Here is an 18,212-nt window from a genome sequence, read left to right as displayed (position 1 = left end):
TAGCTTATGGATGCTATACACATCTATCTCCTACTCCATTTATTACAGGAGCACCAAATCTAGTAAAACTTCTTACAGAAGACGTAGAAGGATTGACAGGTGGTAAAGTAGCCATAGGGGATGATCCAGTAGAAGTTGCTAAAGGCATTGAATCTCATATTAATAGCAAGAGAAAAAAATTAGGAATGTAGCACGCCGCAGGCATGGTTAACAATAGTTGAACAATGGTTGAGCAGTAGTTAAACAATCGTTAAACAATTGTTTATATATAGTTAGGTAGTTACTGACAATCGTTCGACCACCGTTTAACTATCGTTCGACTATGGTTTAACCATCGTTCCTGTAAGGGTACTGATTTACAAGCTCTCCTATGGCGAAAAATCTTTTACCGGTTTTAGAAGAATAATAGCAGGTCATAAGGGATGTGATGGGTTTATCTCGTTCCGCGGAGCGATCATCGGATAACATTTCTATAGCTGTATCTTGCACAATTTCTATTTTATAGACGATGGTACTCGTACATCGTCTTTTTATCTGTCATATAGATCGTGCTCCCCTCTTTAATATCCATTAATCCTCCAAAAAGGGTATCTTTTCTGTCAACATAATGACCTGCTAAAGTATAATTTCCTAGACCCATTTTCTGTCCTTCCTTCATGGTACCTACTCCACCTAACATATTGCTTTCAGAAATGCCCTTTAGTATTGGTAAACTCAAATTAATATCGGGAATAATTAGCTGACCGATAATAAGATTTTTATCAAGATTCCTTGAGCCTAACAGTGTCTTTGTAATATTTACATCTTGAACAGAGCCCAAATCAAAATCAGCTTCGCTTTCTTGGTTTTTTTCAATATCTTCCCATGTGATCTTATCTATCTCTTTGTTATTGGCATCATTCGATATCTTTAACATAAAGTCACTAATATAGGCATAGATATTAATAAAATTCCTATAATAATAAGGAGTGTTGAGATTACTTTTTTCATACAATCACCATTTCTTGTAGATTTTAGTATGGTTCTATCTTATTTTAACAGTAAAAATTACCTATGTATTTATTATATCTATTAATTTTTAACATCGAAACACAAATTTACAGTTTATTAGTGATCTTATGTCTAATATAGTATTATCAAAAAAAGCCCCCCTTTTACTGAATCTATACACGATTCAATAGAAAAGGAGGGGGCTTTCATTGTAAACAGTGAAGCCTACGGATATTTATATTTTTATTTATCTTTAAGTCTCATAAATGCCTTAACGATTTCATTTACTGTGAAAGGTATTAATGAGAAGACCAATACAACTACCCAGTCAAATAATGTAAGCATTTGTACGCCAAAGGCATCTGCTAGGAATGGCACAGAAATTACTACAAACTGTAAAAAGATTCCCGCAATAATTGCACCAATAAGCAATTTATTCGTCATAAATCCTATTTGGAATATGGATTTCTTAGAATTTCTCATAGTTAATGAGTAGAACAATTGTGATACTGCTAATACCACGAAGGCCATTGTTCTTGCATATGTTATAGCACCTTCAGGTATATTTACTTCTCCAATAGTATGACCGTGTTCTACTAGACCAAAGTAGAAAGCACCAAGTGTCAATAAACCAATTAAGGTTCCACCTAAAATTGCCCTAAAACCAGCCCCGTTAGCAAAGAAACTCTCTTTTGGATCTCTTGGTTTTTCTTTCATTACGTCTTTGTCACCAGGGTCCATTCCCAATGCTAATGCTGGAAGTGAATCCGTAACTAAGTTAATCCAAAGCAATTGAGTAGCAATTAGTGGGATTGGCCAGTTTAACAATATTGCTAGAAAGATACAAATAACTTCTCCTAAATTACAAGACAATAAGAAGATAACTGCTTTTCTAATATTGTTATAAATATTTCTTCCCTCTTCAACAGCATGAACAATCGTTGAGAAATTATCATCTGTTAAGATCATATCGCTGGCACCTTTAGATACATCTGTACCTGTTATACCCATAGCTACACCAATATCTGCATTCTTTAAAGAAGGTGCGTCATTGACACCATCACCAGTCATAGAAACGATGTTTCCATGAGATTTGAATGCTTTAACGATTTTAACTTTGTGTTCAGGAGATACCCTTGCAAATACTCTGTAATTATTAATTTTTTGAGCAAACTTTTCATCACTCATTTGATCAATTTCTGCTCCAGTTAAACTTTGCTCTATAGAATCTGCTATACCTAATTGTCTTGCAATAGCTACAGCTGTATTTTTATGATCACCTGTAATCATTATTGACCTAATACCAGCCATTTTTGCTTCTGCAATAGAATCTTTTACTTCTAACCTTGGAGGGTCAATCATACCAACCAGTCCAATAATTATTAGCTCATTTTCCATTTCATCTACATCAATTATACTGTCTACATCTTTATAAGCAGCTCCTAATACTCTAAGAGCTTCATTGGACATTTCTAATGTTACTTGTAAATACTGTTGTTTTAATTCTTCTGTTAATGGTACAACTTGGCCATCAACTAATGCGTGAGTAGCAAGCTGGAGGATATTGTCGATAGCTCCCTTTGTGTGGACCCTGTATCCATTTCCTTCTTCATTTAAAGTAGACATTAATTTTCTGTCAGAGTCAAAAGGTTTTTCTCCAACTCTCTTATATTTTTGATTTAAATCATTTTTTGTCATATTGTGCCTATTACCTAGGACAATTAATGCTACTTCTGTTGGATCCCCAGTGCCTTGACCATTTTCGTAAGTTGCATCAGAACATAGTACAAAACTCTTGATAAGTTCTTTTTCGTCGTTAGAAGCTTTAAAATCTTCTCCTTCTGCAGCTACATCTTTTACGTGATTCATGACATAGTGCTTTACTACCGTCATCTTGTTTTGTGTTAAAGTACCCGTTTTATCTGAACAAATTACATTTACAGAACCTAATGTTTCAACGGCTGGAAGTTTTCTAACAATGGCGTTGTTTTTAGACATTTTGGTTACGCCAATAGATAATACAATTGCTACAATAGCAGCTAAACCTTCTGGTATCGCTGCGACAGCTAAACTAATTGCAGTAAGGAACATATCAAATAATGGTCTACCTTGAATCAATGCCACAATAAATATGACTACACATATTCCAATACATAAGAATGCAAGAACTTTACCTAATTCGTCAAGTCTTTTTTGAAGTGGAGTCATTTCATCTACATCTTCATCTAGTGCTTTGGCTATGCTACCCATTTCAGTTTCCATACCCGTTCCAACTACAACACCTTGCCCTCTACCATAAGTAGAAAGAGTAGACATAAATAGCATATTAGATCTGTCGCCAATTGGAGTCTTTGGATCTTCAAATATTGAATTTGAATCTTTATCTGTTGGAACAGACTCTCCTGTTAAAGCGGATTCTTCAATTTGCAAGTTTACACTTTCAATTAATCGAATATCTGCTGGTATGAATCTACCTGCATCGACCACTACAATATCCCCTGGCACAATGTATTCCGAATTGATTTCTTTAACCTCTCCATCACGTCTTACCAAGGTCTTAGGCGTAGTCATCTGCTGTAAAGCCTCAATGGCTTTTTCAGCCTTTGATTCTTGAATGACTCCTACAAATGCATTGATTAAAACAACTATGATAATGATCGCTGCATCTACGTATTCGCCAATAACTAATGTTATAATGGCTGCAGCTAATAATACGTAAATCAACATATCGTTTAGCTGTGCGAAAAATAGTGCTAATAAGCTTTTTTTAGGCTTTGCTTTAAGCTTATTTTCACCGTACTTCTCCAGTCTCTTTTGAGCTTCTTGGCTGCTAAGTCCCGTTGCAGGATTAACATCTAACTCTTTTAAGACTTCATTACTGGATTTTGAAAACCACATGTTTTTACACCTCTTTGATTTTTTATTTATCTAAGGATATATAATACCCATAATAGCAAGTTGTAATAATGAGTTCAAGAAAACTTTATGCCATAGAAAGTAAATTTTCTTTACGACAAATAGTATTCCCCACTTTTTTGGCAATCTAGTAAGTTAAGCGAGAAAAGGCGCTTTGCAAGTTTTTCGCACTTACGCGATAAAAAAAGACTTTTAACACAATTCTAAAGAATCGTATTAAAAGTCTCGTTACCTAAATGGACACATAGCCAAGTTAAATTTATTTAACCAGTAATTGTTGACTATGCATTTAAAACTACTCCCTTTTAACGTGCTTATATCATTATTTTACCATATAAATTAAATATCAGTCAATAATTTTATGAAATCCTCTCACAGTAATACCATGAAGGATTACTTTTTTAACATTTTGAGTCCCACTTTAAGTTACTACATTTCAGTGTTGCCTTACTCTTTATTATACCTGGATAGAAACTGCTTCGTTCTCTCTTCTTTAGGATTGCTAAAGACTTCCTGAGGGGTGCCCTGTTCCACAATTACACCAGCATCCATAAAGATAACGCGGTCTGCCACATCCCGAGCAAAATCCATTTCATGGGTCACAATGATCATTGTCGTATTGCGGTCTGCCAAATTCCTAATAACCTTCAATACTTCCCCTGTGAGCTCCGGGTCTAAGGCAGAGGTAGGTTCGTCAAAACACAAAATGTCTGGATCTAGCGCTAGGGCGCGAGCAATAGCTACCCGCTGTTGCTGTCCACCGGATATCATATGTGGATAATAATCCAGCTTATCCGACAGGCCAACTTGGGATAAAAGCATTTTACCCCGATCCTGAATCTCATTCAAGATCGTTTTTTTCTCCTGTTTAAAGCTTGGACGCTCTTGAGCCAACAGTTCCGCTGCCAATGTAACATTTTTTAGGACTGTGTATTGAGGAAATAGGTTAAAGTTTTGAAAAACCAATCCAAAATGTAATCGCTTTTTTCGCACTTCACTATCTCTTTGAGTAGCAGGATCCATTGCGTCAAAAATCACCTTATTATTTACAGAGATGCTTCCATTATCAGGCCTTTCTAGGAAGTTAAGGCACCTGAGCAAGGTGGTCTTTCCACTTCCAGAAGAACCTATAATTGCAATTGATTCTCCCTTTTCTAAGGAAAAATCAATCTTCTGCAAAACTTGCAAGCTTTCAAAGCGTTTTTCAATATTTTTTACTTCTAAAATTGACATTCCAATTTCCTCCTTTTATCAACGGAAATAGCTCAGTTTCTTCTCTAGCCAATCAAGTAGTATAGTTAATGCCCCCACAAATACAAGAAAGTAAATCCCTGTGGCAAAAAGAGGCCAAATAAGTCCTTTGCTGCTGTATTCTCCAGCCATCATAATGATCTCTTTATTGGCAATAATACGGGCCAAGGACGTATCCTTCACTAAGGTAATAATCTCGTTACCCACAGGAGGAAGTATACGCTTTACCACTTGAAGCAATGTTACCTTGAAAAATATCTGACTCTTCGTCATGCCCAAGACCTCACCAGCTTCGTATTGACCCTTAGGTATTCCTTCAATACCGCCTCGATAAATTTCTGAAAGATAACAGGCATAGTTGATAACAAAGGCAACAGTTGCTGCTACAAAACGCCCAGACTCACCATTTGGCCATGTAAAAGACATGTCCAAAAGTCCCGGTCCATAAAAAATTATGATAAGCTGTAGCATCAATGGAGTTCCACGGATTATCCATACAAATGTTCGCACAAGCCAACGAAGGGGACGAAAACGACTCATGGATCCAAAAGCAATTAACAGACCTAAGGGTAGTGAGAACAAAAGGGTTATTATAAAGATCTTACAATTAAGCAAAAAGCTATCTGATAGCCGACCAATAATTACATAAATCTGTTCCATATTTCTTTCACCTCAATTAAAAAAGCAGTGGGACAGAGGTTTACCCTCTGTCCCTCGCTTCATTTCATATGTATTATAGTCTATTGTGCTAGATCTAGTCCATACTTTTCAGCTAATTTAGCCATGGTCCCGTCTGCAACAAGTTCGTCAAAAATCTTGTTCACTTCCTCACTAATATCAGAACCTTTGCGGAATGCAACCCCATAATTCTCTTCTGCCAATTTATCTACAATGGTAATATCCTTATAGTTGGTACCTTCGCCTGTCATGGTATTTGCCAGTGTTAAGTCTAAGACAGCAGCGTCAGCAGTCCCGGCTTTTACTTCCATAAGGGCCTCAGTCTGCAATGTCTTAGGAATATAACTTGCTTGCTTTAAGTTGTCATCTCCCTGAATGGTGGTTTCACCGGCAGAACCTTGCTCAGCAGCTATGTTCTTGCCAATTAAGGACGAAGTGTCTTCATATTCAGTACCTTCTTTTACCACAACCACTTGGGCATTTTTTATATAAGGTTGGGTAACTTCCATCGTTGCCTTACGCTCGTCGCTGATTGTTAGGCCGTTCCAGATGCAGTCAATGGACTTTGCATTCAGTTCCACTTCCTTGGTATCCCAGTTGATCTCAACAAATTGAGGTTCAAGACCAAGTTTTTCAGAAACCAAAGTAGCTAGCTCTGTGTCAAAGCCTGTAAACGTACCACTTTCATCGGTATAATTCATGGGAGCGTAATCAGTGTAGCCGATGATAAGCTTACCATTTCCTTCCACATAAGCTAAATCACTTTCATCCTGAGACTGATCATCTGTTTCATTATTTCCTGTGCTACCACATGCAACCAACCCTACAACCATCGTCAGCAATAAAAATAAAGTTATTAATTTTTTCACTATTAATCCTCCTCGTTTAATAATTTTATACTATTTCAGTTAAATATTCTTTTAACATTATACTTACTTTATCAGAATAAAGCAAGTGTTTATTTTACATAGTCTATAATCCCATGAACCTATTCATATCAGTCCCTTAGGGATTGTCTTAGGAAAGAAGGTAGAAAAGATATGGTATTTCTAAAACATGGGCAAACGATTGGTCTCGCTTGCTTCAAAAGAAGGGAAAGGGAATCCTTAAGAAGTTTTTCTGTTTGAGTCTAGCGAGTATAAAAATTTAAGTTCCTTTTGAATGCAATAATAATCCACCTTCCTTCAAAATTCCGTTTGACACTCGTTTTATCTGGTGCTATATTATTAAAAACGGCATGAATGTTAAATCACTTCACAAATTAATGTTCGTAGTTTTAATTTGTTGCATAATACAAATGGAGGGGAACACTACATGAATAGCAAAGAGTACATACAATCTGTCTATGAGCAAGTGGAAAAAAGAAATTCAGGCGAAGTAGAATTTCTTGACGCAGTAAAAGAAGTTTTTAATTCTTTAGTTCCTGTTTTCGAAAAAAACCCAAAATTTATGGAAGCTGGATTACTAGAGAGAATGGTTGAGCCAGAAAGAGTAATTTATTTTCGAGTACCTTGGGTAGATGACAATGGTAAGGTACATGTAAATAGGGGCTTTAGAGTTCAATTTAATTCTGCTCTTGGACCATACAAAGGCGGTTTACGATTTCACCCATCTGTAAATCAAAGCATTATTAAATTTCTAGGTTTCGAACAAACTTTCAAAAATTCTTTAACAGGTCTTCCAATTGGCGGTAGCAAGGGTGGTTCTGACTTTAATCCTAAGGGAAAATCCGACAATGAAGTAATGAGATTCTGCCAATCTTTTATGGCTGAATTACAAAAACATATCGGCGCAGATTTAGATGTTCCTGCTGGAGATATCGGCGTTGGTGCTAGAGAAATAGGCTACTTATTTGGATATTACAATAAAATCAAAAACATTCGTGAACAAGGTGTTTTAACAGGTAAAGGCCTAAGTTATGGTGGTAGCCTTGGAAGAACTCAAGCTACAGGATACGGTTTGATTTACTTCGCACATGAAATGTTAAAAGATGCAAATGAAAGTTTTGAAGGAAAGACAGTAATTGTATCTGGTTCTGGAAATGTGGCAATTTACGCGATGGAAAAAGCCATGGAATTAGGAGCTAAAGTTATCGCTTGTTCTGATTCTAATGGATATATTGTAGATGAAAATGGTATCCAATTAGATCTAGTAAAAGAATTAAAAGAAGTAAGAAGAGCTCGAATTAAAGAATATGTAGATGCCGTACCAAGTGCTAAATATGTAGAAGGTTGCAAAGATATATGGAATGAAAAATGCGATATTGCCCTACCTTGTGCAACACAAGGCGAAATCAATGTAGAAGCTGCAAACACCCTTATTAACAATGGCGTAGTTGCTGTTTGTGAAGGAGCTAATATGCCTTGTTCACTTGATGCAATAGAAGTATTTATTAAAAATAATATCTTATTCTCACCGGGAAAAGCATCTAATGCTGGTGGCGTAGCTTGCTCAGCCCTTGAAATGTCACAAAACAGTATGCGCTACTCATGGACTGTTGAAGAGGTAGATGAAAAATTACAGCAAATCATGGTAAGTATTTTTAAAAATGCAAAAAAAGCGGCTATCGAATACGGTGCAGAAAACGAAAATTTAGTAGTAGGTGCTAATATAGCAGGTTTCTTAAAAGTAGCCGAAGCTATGATAGCTCACGGAATTGTTTAATATATGATTTGATTTACTAAGAAAAGTCTTGGGCATTTAGAGTTCCTCCAATAAGGATGTTTACGAAAATCATAATTGTTTCGCACAGCCGAACGATTACCGATGAATTGTAAATAATCTTTATTGGAGGATTTGCTTTATGGCAAAGTTTGAATTTGACTACACAGAGATTGATGGATTGTTATACTCCAATATCAAAACCAACGGAAAAGCCGACATTGACAACTTAGGGAAGTATGGCTTGCTTCGCCTAGATTATCTGCGTGAGCAGAAACCGCAAATGTATCGTGAATTGCTTCTAACCAGCAAGCTGACAGAGCATTGTACTGGTACTAAGTAGGGATTTTGTCGAATAAAAACCACAAAAACCTGCCCTCTGATTTAATAGAGGGCAGGTTTCGCTTAACTTTCAGCAGCCAGACTATCGTAGCACACGAAGTGGCTTAGACCCTCGCTTTCACTGGGTTTGTCCATAGCTGTATTGATTTGTTGTGTTTACTTCGTCTTTCTCACGCCTTTTTTGATAACTAAAGAACTTTTTGATGAATAATCTCTCTCATACGTGGCATACTACACAATGAAAAATACGGAAAAAGTGGTGTAAAATGTATAGAATTAATAGATTATTTAACCCTGAAATATTTCTAGGCAAATACAGAAAAAAAAATTATTTTGAAGGTTGGTACTTTAAACTCATTGATGAAGATAAAAAGTGTATCCTTTCCATTATTTCTGGTATTGCTATTAACAAAAATGGTGAGAAGAAGGCTTTTATTCAGACTATTGATGGCATAACAGGACAAACTCATTATATCCCCTTTGACTATAAAGATTTTAAATACGATAATGAAAACTTTCAAGTATTTATTGGAAATAACTATTTTTCGAAAGAGCGAATGATATTAAATTTAGAAAAAGATGATTTATCTTTTATAGGGGAACTGTATTTTACTGATCGTATTCCCTACCCTAAAACCATCACCCACCCTGGCATCATGGGGCCTTTTTCTTTTGTGCCCTTTATGGAATGCTATCATGGAGTTGTAAATATCAGCCACAATATTCAGGGTAAAATGATATATCAAAAAAGAATAATAGATTTTAATAATGGATATGGTTATATTGAAAAAGACTGGGGTAAATCCTTTCCAGAATCTTGGATATGGGTGCAATCTAATCACTTTACCAAAGAAAATACATCCTTTATGTTTTCCATAGCAAAAATCCCTTGGTTTGGTAGCTTTTTTATAGGCTTCATTAGCTTTCTCAGAATTGGCGATAACCACCATACTTTCGCAACCTATACCCGCAGCAAAATTAAATATCTTAATCTTAAAGACCACCTTTTATCTATCACCTTAAAAAATAGCAAATACCAACTTCAGGCTCAAGTTGACATCTCCACTAATAAGGGAGAGTTAATGGCTCCAAAAATTGGAACTATGAACCGAAAAATAGAGGAAACCATTAATTCTAAAGTTTCAATTCTTTTACTAAATAAAGATAATAACATCATTTTTAAAGATACAGGATATCACGGAGGAACAGAATTATGTGGCTCTTATGAAGAGCTTTTAGTAGGTAGTCGCTAGTCCTTAGTTATTAGCATCAGGGTATTCCTTTACAGACATAAGTAGAATTTTTTATGCAAAATAAATATAGGACATATCGAAAGGATGTATTACATGATAGATAAAGAAAATTTATTTCAAAAACAAGCAGGTTCTTACTGGATTTCATCTACAGAAGAAACTCACTATTCGCCATTAGAAAAAGATATGGAAGTTGATGTGGCTATTGTCGGTGGCGGAATGGTAGGTATTGCAACAGCTTACTTACTGCAAAAAAGTGGATTTAAAGTAGCTATCTTTGAAAAAAACAAAATTGCTACAGGAGCATCTGGTCATACCACTGCAAAAATCACTTCTCAACACGGTCTTATTTACCATAATATGATCAGCAATAATGATCTTGAAACAGCTACACAATACGCTAGTTCTAATCAATGGGCAGTCTCTTTTATAGAAGACACCATTAAAGAATTAAACATTGACTGTGATTACTCAAAAGAAAATGCCTACATTTACACTTGTGACTCTAAATACCTACCAAAAATCAAAGATGAAGTAGGGGCTGCTAAAAGGGCTGGTATTGATGCTAGCTTTGTAGAAGAACTGCCTCTTCCCCTCCCTATTTTAGGAGCTGTTAAATTTCCTAACCAAGGACAATTTCACCCTAGAAAATATGTACTTTCCCTTGCTCAACATATTGAAAAAAAAGGTGCCCTCATTTTTGAAGGGACTCAAATTGACGATATTGACAGAGGCAGTCCTTGTACAATAAACACCAAAGGTGGCAATATCATTCGAGCAAATAAGGTAGTGGTAGCTTGCCACTATCCTTTTACCAATAATATTGGATTTTATTTTACAAGAATGGTGCCTCAGCGTTCTTATCTCCTTGGCGTAAAAATAAAAGAAGAACTTCCTACTGGCATGTACATTAGCGCTGAAAGTCCTACTAGATCTATCCGAAACCAAATCAGTAAACAAGAAGCTTTGCTTTTAATTGGTGGAGATAGCCATCAAACGGCACACGGCGAAGAGGAAAAAGTGCATTATTCTAATCTATTTGACTTTGTCAAACACCTCTATACTGTAGAGAATGTTCCCTATAGATGGTCTACTCAAGATTTGATGACACCTGATGATATTCCCTATATTGGAAAAATCACTAGCTATACAGACCATGTGTACATTGCAACTGGCTTTAAGAAATGGGGCATGACTACATCTCATGTAGCCGCAAAAGTGATTTCAGATTTAATTTCAAATAATAAAAGTCAATGGGAGAATTTATATAAACCCTACCGAAATTTAAGCAGCAAATCCATACTCAAATTAGTAGTTGATAATATACAAGTAGCAAAGGACTTAGTCAAAGGCAAATTAGAGGACGCAACTAATGAACTACCTACAGAACCTGGTAAAGGACATACTGTAGAAATAGATGGTGAAAAAATAGGCGCTTATATGGATAAGGATGGAAAGATTTATCTAATCGATACAACCTGTACCCATTTAGGCTGTGAGTTAAAGTGGAATAGCGCTGAAAAAACATGGGATTGCCCCTGCCACGGCTCCCGCTTTGATTACAAGGGAACTATTTTAGACGGGCCGGCACTAGATAACTTGGAGTGTAAATTAGAATAAGGTGATAAGGCGAGATTGGCTTTCCTGCTTCTTTCATTGCTTTTATAATACCTTCTCTAATACTCATTTTATCACCCTAGTCTTTTTTAGTGTACTCTGTGATTTATATATACGCAATAATTGCAGTTCTAAACCTAGATCGCTTGACCTTGATGTTCTTCCAGATGTTGAACCCATTTTGTATACTCCTTAAAAGCTGTAGGAATTGAGTATTTTTCTTTAATTTCTTTTTTGCTTGCCCATACAAAATCATTGTCCCTTTGTACAGCTTCTACTTTTATATAGTAAGCCTTCATGTGCCATTCAATATGGCTAAATAAATGTTTCGAATTATTTAATTCTAAAAGGGAACCTGTTAAAAACCCCCAAGATTTCATTAATAATCGTACGTCTTTTTCAGTGGCAAAACCATCTACATTGGGATATTCCCATAGTTTTGATAAAAGCCCCTTATTCGGTCTCCTTTTTAAGGCAAATTGATCTCCATAATTTAAAACAAAAATCGTTTTTTTCTCTATATTACGCTTCTTTTTTGCCGTTTTTACAGGCAAGGTTTCAGCAATACCCTTATTATGGCCTTCACAGAAACCAGATAATGGACAAATACTGCACTTAGGTGCCCCATTTGGGATACAAATCGTTGCTCCTAAATCCATCAACGCTTGATTAAAATCACCAACTCTATTTTCTGGTAACACGTCTATAACTATTTGTTCTATGTCTGCCTTTACTTTTCTATTTTTTATATCTCCAGTATTCACAGTAATTCTAGAAACAATTCTAAGGACATTACCGTCCATAGCAGGTTCCTTTTGTCCAAAGGCAATAGAGGCGATAGCCCCCGATGTATAAGGACCTATACCAGGCAAAGATTGCAAATCCTTTTTATCTGAGGGCATTTGACCATTATACTCTTCTAAAAGAACTTGTGCAGCTTTCTTTAAATTTTTAGCACGACTATAATAGCCTAATCCCTCCCAAAGCTTAAGTAATTTGTCTTCAGAAATATTTGCTAAGGTAAAAATACTAGGAATATCCTCCATAAATTTTAGAAAATAAGGTATAACTGTATCCACTCGAGTCTGCTGCAACATAATCTCAGATATCCACACCTTATAAGCAGAAGGCTCTTCTCTCCAAGGCAGTATGCGACGATTTTCATCGTACCAGTCTAATAATTTATTTTGAAATTCATGTATATAGTCTTTATTCATGTCTATTCCCTTCTAGTTGTATCTCATACCAAGACTTTGATTACTCTATCCTATATCATTAAAAAAACAGAGTCAAGATTTCCTTTTAAGATATCGAATACCTAAAACAACCAAATAAATAACAAGCACTAGTAATGCCAAATTTATAATCTGAAATATAAAGCTTAACCTTTCAAATTGTAGCATACCTTTTCACCATATATAGCAGTACTTTATTAACCAAAATGGCTTAGCAATAATATGGACAATTCTAATTCATTTGTTCTACGTTCATATCTTTATCAAACCATCATAAGTGGCAGGAACGCTGATAAGTAGTTTCTGAATACTGCTTGTCATTATCGAATAAAATTCATATAAGTCTTTCTTTCTGCCTCGTGCTTATCTACTACACCCTTTCCATTTTCTACCAACTTCAATATCCATGCCATATTTTTACCAAGTACTTTCATAATTTGAACGCCTTCTTCGTCTTTTATGCTTTCACCCGGTCTTGTCCCATGAATAATATTCCAGTAATTAGACGTAGGGATAACCATTTCTGAGTAAGCCAAATAGTGATTGAGCTGATCTAAGGATGCACTTCCCCCTGATCGTCTTACAGCTACTAATGCAGCTCCTACTTTATGTCTAAATAAACTATTGTTATTAGATCCTACGTAGAAAGCTCTATCTAGAAAAGATTTCATCGTTCCTCCAATTCCAGAGAAATGAACTGGTGCTCCTAATACAATACCGTCTGCATCCTTCATCTTTTGAATCCATTCGTTGACTTCATCACCAGGAAGTACACATTTTTCGTCCCTATTTTTTGCACAGCCATTACAAGCAGTACATCCGCGTATTTCCTTGCTGCCAACTTGAATAATCTCTGTTTCAATGCCTTCTTTTTCTAACTCGTCACATATTATTCGTATTCCTTGATAAGTATTCCCTTCTTTTCTAGGACTTCCGTTAAAAGCAACTACTTTCATTTTCTTTCCTCCAATATGTGTTTTTTCTTAATAGATTTATTATATCATAAATAAGCTGCTTCGCAGCTTCGGTCGTTGGCACTTGCTCATAGAAACCATTCCATTTTCTCATGCAAGCACGGAAAATGGAATGATTTCTGCGAGCCAATCTGCTGTTTCGAATATTATAACATATCATACGCTATTGAAGAATTTATGAGTTTTTGATTTTAAGAAAATAATAGTTGGAAAGTTAGAAATTCATATCGTCAATAGGTAAGTTGAAAAGTTTCTGCATTCAATTTTGCGCAAATTACACAAAAAACTAATTTTATTCAACAAAGCCAATAAACTTTAATAGAATAGATTAAAGTTATTAAAAGGCGGTGTTAAAATGAAAGATTCATCGTTGAAGTACTTCGACTTGTTGAATAAAGCTTATGACTACGATTCATTTAGGAAAGCTTTTAAGAGATTTTTACTAGAAAACGAAAGGGGCGCTATTCATTATTTAAACGACAAGAGATTGTATTTTCCTACTTTATATTTTGTTAGAAAAGAAGTGGAATCTTTAAATACACTAGAAAATCTAAATCTTCGAAATCGTATTGCTCTAAATTTGTGCTCTGTCATTGAGGGAGATATGAAATTTAAAGAAATTAGCGACAAATACAATGACAAAAGAATTCACGATACCCTTATATGGATGTTTGACAGTGGCGTTTATGCTGACGGTTTAAACGACGAATTCGATGAAATACTAGATGGTACTGTTGGCACGCTTATATGTTATATGAAGGATCATTCTATATTACCTTCTGTAGTTGACCTTATGTTTAATCGCTATGAAAAGGACTATTTTATACACGATCTATCCTGGTACCTTCTTCAGTTTAAAGACCCGAGCCTTGTAGAGCTCATAACAGAACGCTTAAAATCATCTAATGAAAAGTCGATTCAACTAGCCTGTAAATTATTACATATTGATGGGGATTTAAGCAGTTTCCAGGAAAATAAAGAAGTAAATATACAACAAACGTATAATTGGGTAAATGAAAATATGCCTTATATTTATTTTTCAGGGGAAAGTTTTCAGCTTAGCAGTGAGCCAAATATCTTTAAAGTTCATTTAGAAGGAAAGTACTTAAATAAAAAAGTATCTCCCGACACAGGAGAGTTTTTAAAGCCTTTAAAAATTTTTGAAAAAGATGCACTAGAGAATTTTAGACAATCAAGCCTTAAGAAAAAGGAGCAATTATCAGCGTACTCCTATAAATTAAAAAAGCAGAACCATAAGTTGTGGCGTCAATGGATTAAAAACGATTTATCTTCACAAATAGCTCTAATGAACAAGGATTGGGAGGGTTAGATATGATTAAGATTGATAATACTCCTATAGATGTAAATGAATACTTAAAAAAGTATCCTGTACATAGCATAGAAAGAGAAACTGCGCGGATCATGTCAGCTAGCTCTAGCGCGTACAATTATGCTGATATCGGACAATTAGATTTTGAGTTATTACTAAGAAGAGAAATTGTCAACTCAGCAAAAGCTCTTAACCAGAGTGGTTTACATTTTAAAGTCTTTAGGCAATCTATATGCAATGAAAAGTACTGGAATCGAAAGAGAGATGGAGGCTTTGAATTAAAGGATGATGTTTCTGCTGCAGAGGCTATCAACGATATTTATACCAATGGTTCAAAATATGGAACAGAGTGTGCCACAGCAATGCTCATCGTATACTATAAAGCTTTGTTACATGTTTTTTCTAAAGAACGATTTGATAGTATGTTCAAAAATATATATTTAATGAATTGGTCTAGGATTGGTTGGAAACTAAAAGAAGTAGGCTCTGTTCATAAAGTAGCAGATTTCTTGCCAGGTGATAGGCTCTATTTTGATAATCCTGAAGTCAGCCCACTCACTCCCTATTTACAAGGAGAAAATGTGATTGACTTAAGCGGTGGAAAATATTACGGTCACGGAGTGGGAATACACTCTGCAGATGCTTTTATAAAGATGTTAAATTCCAATAGGAAAGAAGGGGCAACAAAGCCCGCCTTTTTAATGGACGTGGCAGGACGACCAAATTTTAAGAGTTTAGCGAAAGACTTCTCCAGTTCTACTTTGTAAGTTCTAAGTTGTATGTAAAATCAGCTGGTCAGAGAAATTCAATCTCGCCTTTGGGTGAGATCGCGTTTCCCTTTCAGCTTTCCGCTAATATATTTTTCACAATCCGCTGCAAGGAAATAAAAACTTCCTTTGCAAACCGAAGAATTTTAAAACAAGAGCTATTTCCTTGGAAATAGCTCTTGTTTTATACTTATTTTAGTCATCGTCTTCATCGTCATCGTTTTTTGTTTCTTTTATATGATCACTCAGCACAATTCGTACTCTTTGTATTCTTTTGTCTTCTACTACTTCTATAAAAAAGTCTATTTCTCTGCCTTCTGCATCCTCATAAGGGACTTCAATTTTCTCGCCATCTTTAGGAATATATCCTATTATAGAAATTAATAATCCTCCTAAAGTGTCGTAGTCTTCAGAAGATTCATCAATATCTATTTTAAGCTTACTGTTTAACTCCTTAACAGAAGTAGTCCCCTTAGCGACGAAATTAAAAGCGTCAATTTTCTTTATATCAGGTTCATCGTGATCGTATTCGTCATCGATATCTCCCATAATTTCTTCAATTAAGTCTTCCATTGTTACAATACCAGAAAATCCACCATATTCATCAATTAATACAGCCATATGATTTCTAGTATTTTGAAGCTCTGTAAATAGATCATCAATATTTTTTCGTTCTGGTATAAAGTAAGCAGGACGTGCAATTTTTTGTATATCTACATTTTCAAAGCCAACTTTATAGGACTCTAATAAAAAATCTTTTATGTAGAGTATACCGATAATATTGTCTACATCCCCTTCGAAAACAGGGATTCTAGAATACTTTAACTGAAGCATCTCCTTAAGGTATTCTTCAATAGGGTCTTCTACGTCAATCATAAAGACCTCTGTTCGTGCAGTCATAATCTCCTCAGCTAACTTATCATCAAAACCAATAACACTATCAATCATTTCTCTTTCAGTAGGGTTTATAATACCCTGCTCTTGGCCTACTTCTACAATTGATCGAATTTCTTCTAGGGTAACCTTTTCTTCTACACCCTCAAGGCTAATTCCTGCAATTCGCAGTATTCCATTAGTGGAAAAGGATAGAAAAGACACAAAAGGTCTCATGACTTTTGAAACAATAGTAACTGTTCCAACCGCTTTCATAGCAAAATTTTCAGCATTTTGAAGCGCAACTCTCTTAGGTACTAATTCTCCAAAAACTAATGTGAAATAGGCTAGTATTAATGTTATTCCAATAAATGCGATATCTTTTGCAAAAGGGATTCCATAACCAGTTAAAAACTTCCCTAAGTCATCTGAAATACCTACTGCTGCTGACGCAGAAGATAAAAATCCTGCAAAGGTAATTCCTACCTGTATGGTAGATAAAAATCTTGAAGGTTCTTTTAAGAGTTTTAATAATTGCTTAGCTTTCTTATTTCCTTCCTCTGCCTCAATATTAAGTTTCTTTTTGTCCACAGAAACCATTGCCATTTCTGAAGCTGCAAAAAATGCATTGATTGAAGTTAAAATAACTATTAATATCAACTGGGGTATAATCGACCCACCTGAGTCTGGTTCCATTTAGTTCCTCCTCATAAAATTATGTTTATTTATTTAATATTACCATAATTTACTTGAAAATTATATAAATAAATTATACAGATAATAAGTAAGTAAACGCAAATTTATTTACCTATTATTATCTCATATGGTCTACATTATTTATTCTACAAAGTTCTATTGTAAAAAAATTGCCCATACTACTTATTATACTACTTTTTTAAAAATATAAAAGAGGCAGACTTAAATTGTCTTGCCTCTAGATTTTAAACTAAGCTTTATAAAATCTGCTTTTTTAATTTTATCAAAGTAGCTATCAGAAATTATCAAAGCATCTTACAAATTCTTAATTTAAAAAACCATAAGGGCTGCCATAGCTGCACCAACTAAAGTTCCGTTTTCTACTTTTTTTCGCCTTATATAAAAGCCTTTATTTTCTAGATAAGTTTTTAAATAATAGTCAAATTTATTTTGAAATACAGGCGAACCGTAAAAGGTAGAGCCGTCTATAGTCAGACAAACAGGCTCACATGGATTTTTTCCTTTTCCTGTTTTTTCGAGTATGGCGTCTACATTCATTGCTAATAGCATAGCTCCTCGCTCTATATTCAGCAATCTATGCGCTGTATGAGGTACAAGCCCGGCAAACG

At 35.1% G+C, this 18,212-nt stretch carries 15 protein-coding genes and 1 pseudogene; 7 read left to right on the top strand and 9 right to left on the bottom strand.

The features are described from left to right. The coding region (locus Q7P22_RS06940; protein ID WP_303862371.1) for a hypothetical protein at nucleotides 1–191 on the top strand (191 nt) is incomplete at its 5' end. A gap of 308 nt (nucleotides 192–499) precedes the next feature. On the opposite strand, the gene Q7P22_RS06935 is transcribed toward Q7P22_RS06940, so the two are convergent. From Q7P22_RS06935 to Q7P22_RS06915, 5 genes are all read right to left on the bottom strand, one after another. Then, nucleotides 500–916, bottom strand: a complete 417-nt coding sequence (locus Q7P22_RS06935; RefSeq protein WP_303862368.1) for a class A sortase — start codon at nucleotides 914–916, stop codon at nucleotides 500–502. Nucleotides 917–1,233: 317 nt separating this feature from the next. Next, entirely contained in the window at nucleotides 1,234–3,888 is a 2,655-nt protein-coding gene (locus tag Q7P22_RS06930; RefSeq protein ID WP_303862366.1) for a calcium-translocating P-type ATPase, SERCA-type, read from the bottom strand. Between the two features lie 465 nt (nucleotides 3,889–4,353). Then, nucleotides 4,354–5,139, bottom strand: coding sequence for an amino acid ABC transporter ATP-binding protein (locus Q7P22_RS06925; protein ID WP_303862363.1), 786 nt, complete (start codon nucleotides 5,137–5,139; stop codon nucleotides 4,354–4,356). A gap of 18 nt (nucleotides 5,140–5,157) precedes the next feature. Beyond that, entirely contained in the window at nucleotides 5,158–5,817 is a 660-nt protein-coding gene (locus Q7P22_RS06920) for an amino acid ABC transporter permease (protein ID WP_303862360.1), read from the bottom strand. A gap of 80 nt (nucleotides 5,818–5,897) precedes the next feature. Then, on the bottom strand, nucleotides 5,898–6,725 hold the full coding sequence (locus Q7P22_RS06915; protein ID WP_303862374.1) for an amino acid ABC transporter substrate-binding protein: 828 nt from the start codon (nucleotides 6,723–6,725) through the stop codon (nucleotides 5,898–5,900). Between the two features lie 424 nt (nucleotides 6,726–7,149). Here Q7P22_RS06915 and gdhA point away from each other — a divergent pair, with 424 nt between their 5' ends. The 4 genes from gdhA (at nucleotide 7,150) to Q7P22_RS06895 (ending at nucleotide 11,711) form a co-directional block, all read left to right on the top strand. Further along, nucleotides 7,150–8,499, top strand: coding sequence for an NADP-specific glutamate dehydrogenase (gdhA, locus tag Q7P22_RS06910; protein WP_303862357.1), 1,350 nt, complete (start codon nucleotides 7,150–7,152; stop codon nucleotides 8,497–8,499). 139 nt (nucleotides 8,500–8,638) lie between these two features. Continuing rightward, the gene (locus tag Q7P22_RS06905) at nucleotides 8,639–8,839 is read left to right on the top strand and encodes a TnpV protein (RefSeq protein WP_303862354.1); all 201 of its coding nucleotides are present in this window, start codon (nucleotides 8,639–8,641) and stop codon (nucleotides 8,837–8,839) included. 265 nt (nucleotides 8,840–9,104) lie between these two features. Continuing rightward, on the top strand, nucleotides 9,105–10,091 hold the full coding sequence (locus tag Q7P22_RS06900; protein ID WP_303862351.1) for a tocopherol cyclase family protein: 987 nt from the start codon (nucleotides 9,105–9,107) through the stop codon (nucleotides 10,089–10,091). Nucleotides 10,092–10,184: 93 nt separating this feature from the next. After that, entirely contained in the window at nucleotides 10,185–11,711 is a 1,527-nt protein-coding gene (locus Q7P22_RS06895; protein ID WP_303862349.1) for an FAD-dependent oxidoreductase, read from the top strand. A 134-nt stretch (nucleotides 11,712–11,845) separates the two neighbouring features. Here the strand turns inward: Q7P22_RS06895 and mutY are convergent, their stop codons facing one another. Further along, on the bottom strand, nucleotides 11,846–12,925 hold the full coding sequence (gene mutY / locus Q7P22_RS06890) for an A/G-specific adenine glycosylase (RefSeq protein ID WP_303862348.1): 1,080 nt from the start codon (nucleotides 12,923–12,925) through the stop codon (nucleotides 11,846–11,848). A gap of 338 nt (nucleotides 12,926–13,263) precedes the next feature. Further along, a complete protein-coding gene (locus Q7P22_RS06885) occupies nucleotides 13,264–13,899 on the bottom strand; it encodes a flavodoxin family protein (protein ID WP_303862345.1) in 636 nt (211 codons plus the stop codon). Between the two features lie 373 nt (nucleotides 13,900–14,272). Here Q7P22_RS06885 and Q7P22_RS06880 point away from each other — a divergent pair, with 373 nt between their 5' ends. After that, nucleotides 14,273–15,247 (top strand): hypothetical protein, encoded by a 975-nt coding sequence (locus Q7P22_RS06880; RefSeq protein WP_303862342.1) that lies wholly within the window; start codon nucleotides 14,273–14,275, stop codon nucleotides 15,245–15,247. Between the two features lie 2 nt (nucleotides 15,248–15,249). Further along, nucleotides 15,250–16,014, top strand: a complete 765-nt coding sequence (locus Q7P22_RS06875; RefSeq protein WP_303862340.1) for a protein-glutamine gamma-glutamyltransferase — start codon at nucleotides 15,250–15,252, stop codon at nucleotides 16,012–16,014. 195 nt (nucleotides 16,015–16,209) lie between these two features. On the opposite strand, the gene Q7P22_RS06870 is transcribed toward Q7P22_RS06875, so the two are convergent. Then, entirely contained in the window at nucleotides 16,210–17,583 is a 1,374-nt protein-coding gene (locus Q7P22_RS06870) for a hemolysin family protein (protein WP_303862338.1), read from the bottom strand. Nucleotides 17,584–17,913: 330 nt separating this feature from the next. After that, nucleotides 17,914–18,212, bottom strand: a pseudogene (locus Q7P22_RS06865) (hypothetical protein); the annotation flags it as partial.

Source organism: Alkalibaculum bacchi (assembly GCF_937875145.1).
Lineage (GTDB): Bacteria > Bacillota > Clostridia > Eubacteriales > Alkalibacteraceae > Alkalibaculum > Alkalibaculum bacchi_A.
Note: the sequence above shows the minus strand (reverse complement) of the source record. Positions and strands in the feature narration are given on the sequence as shown.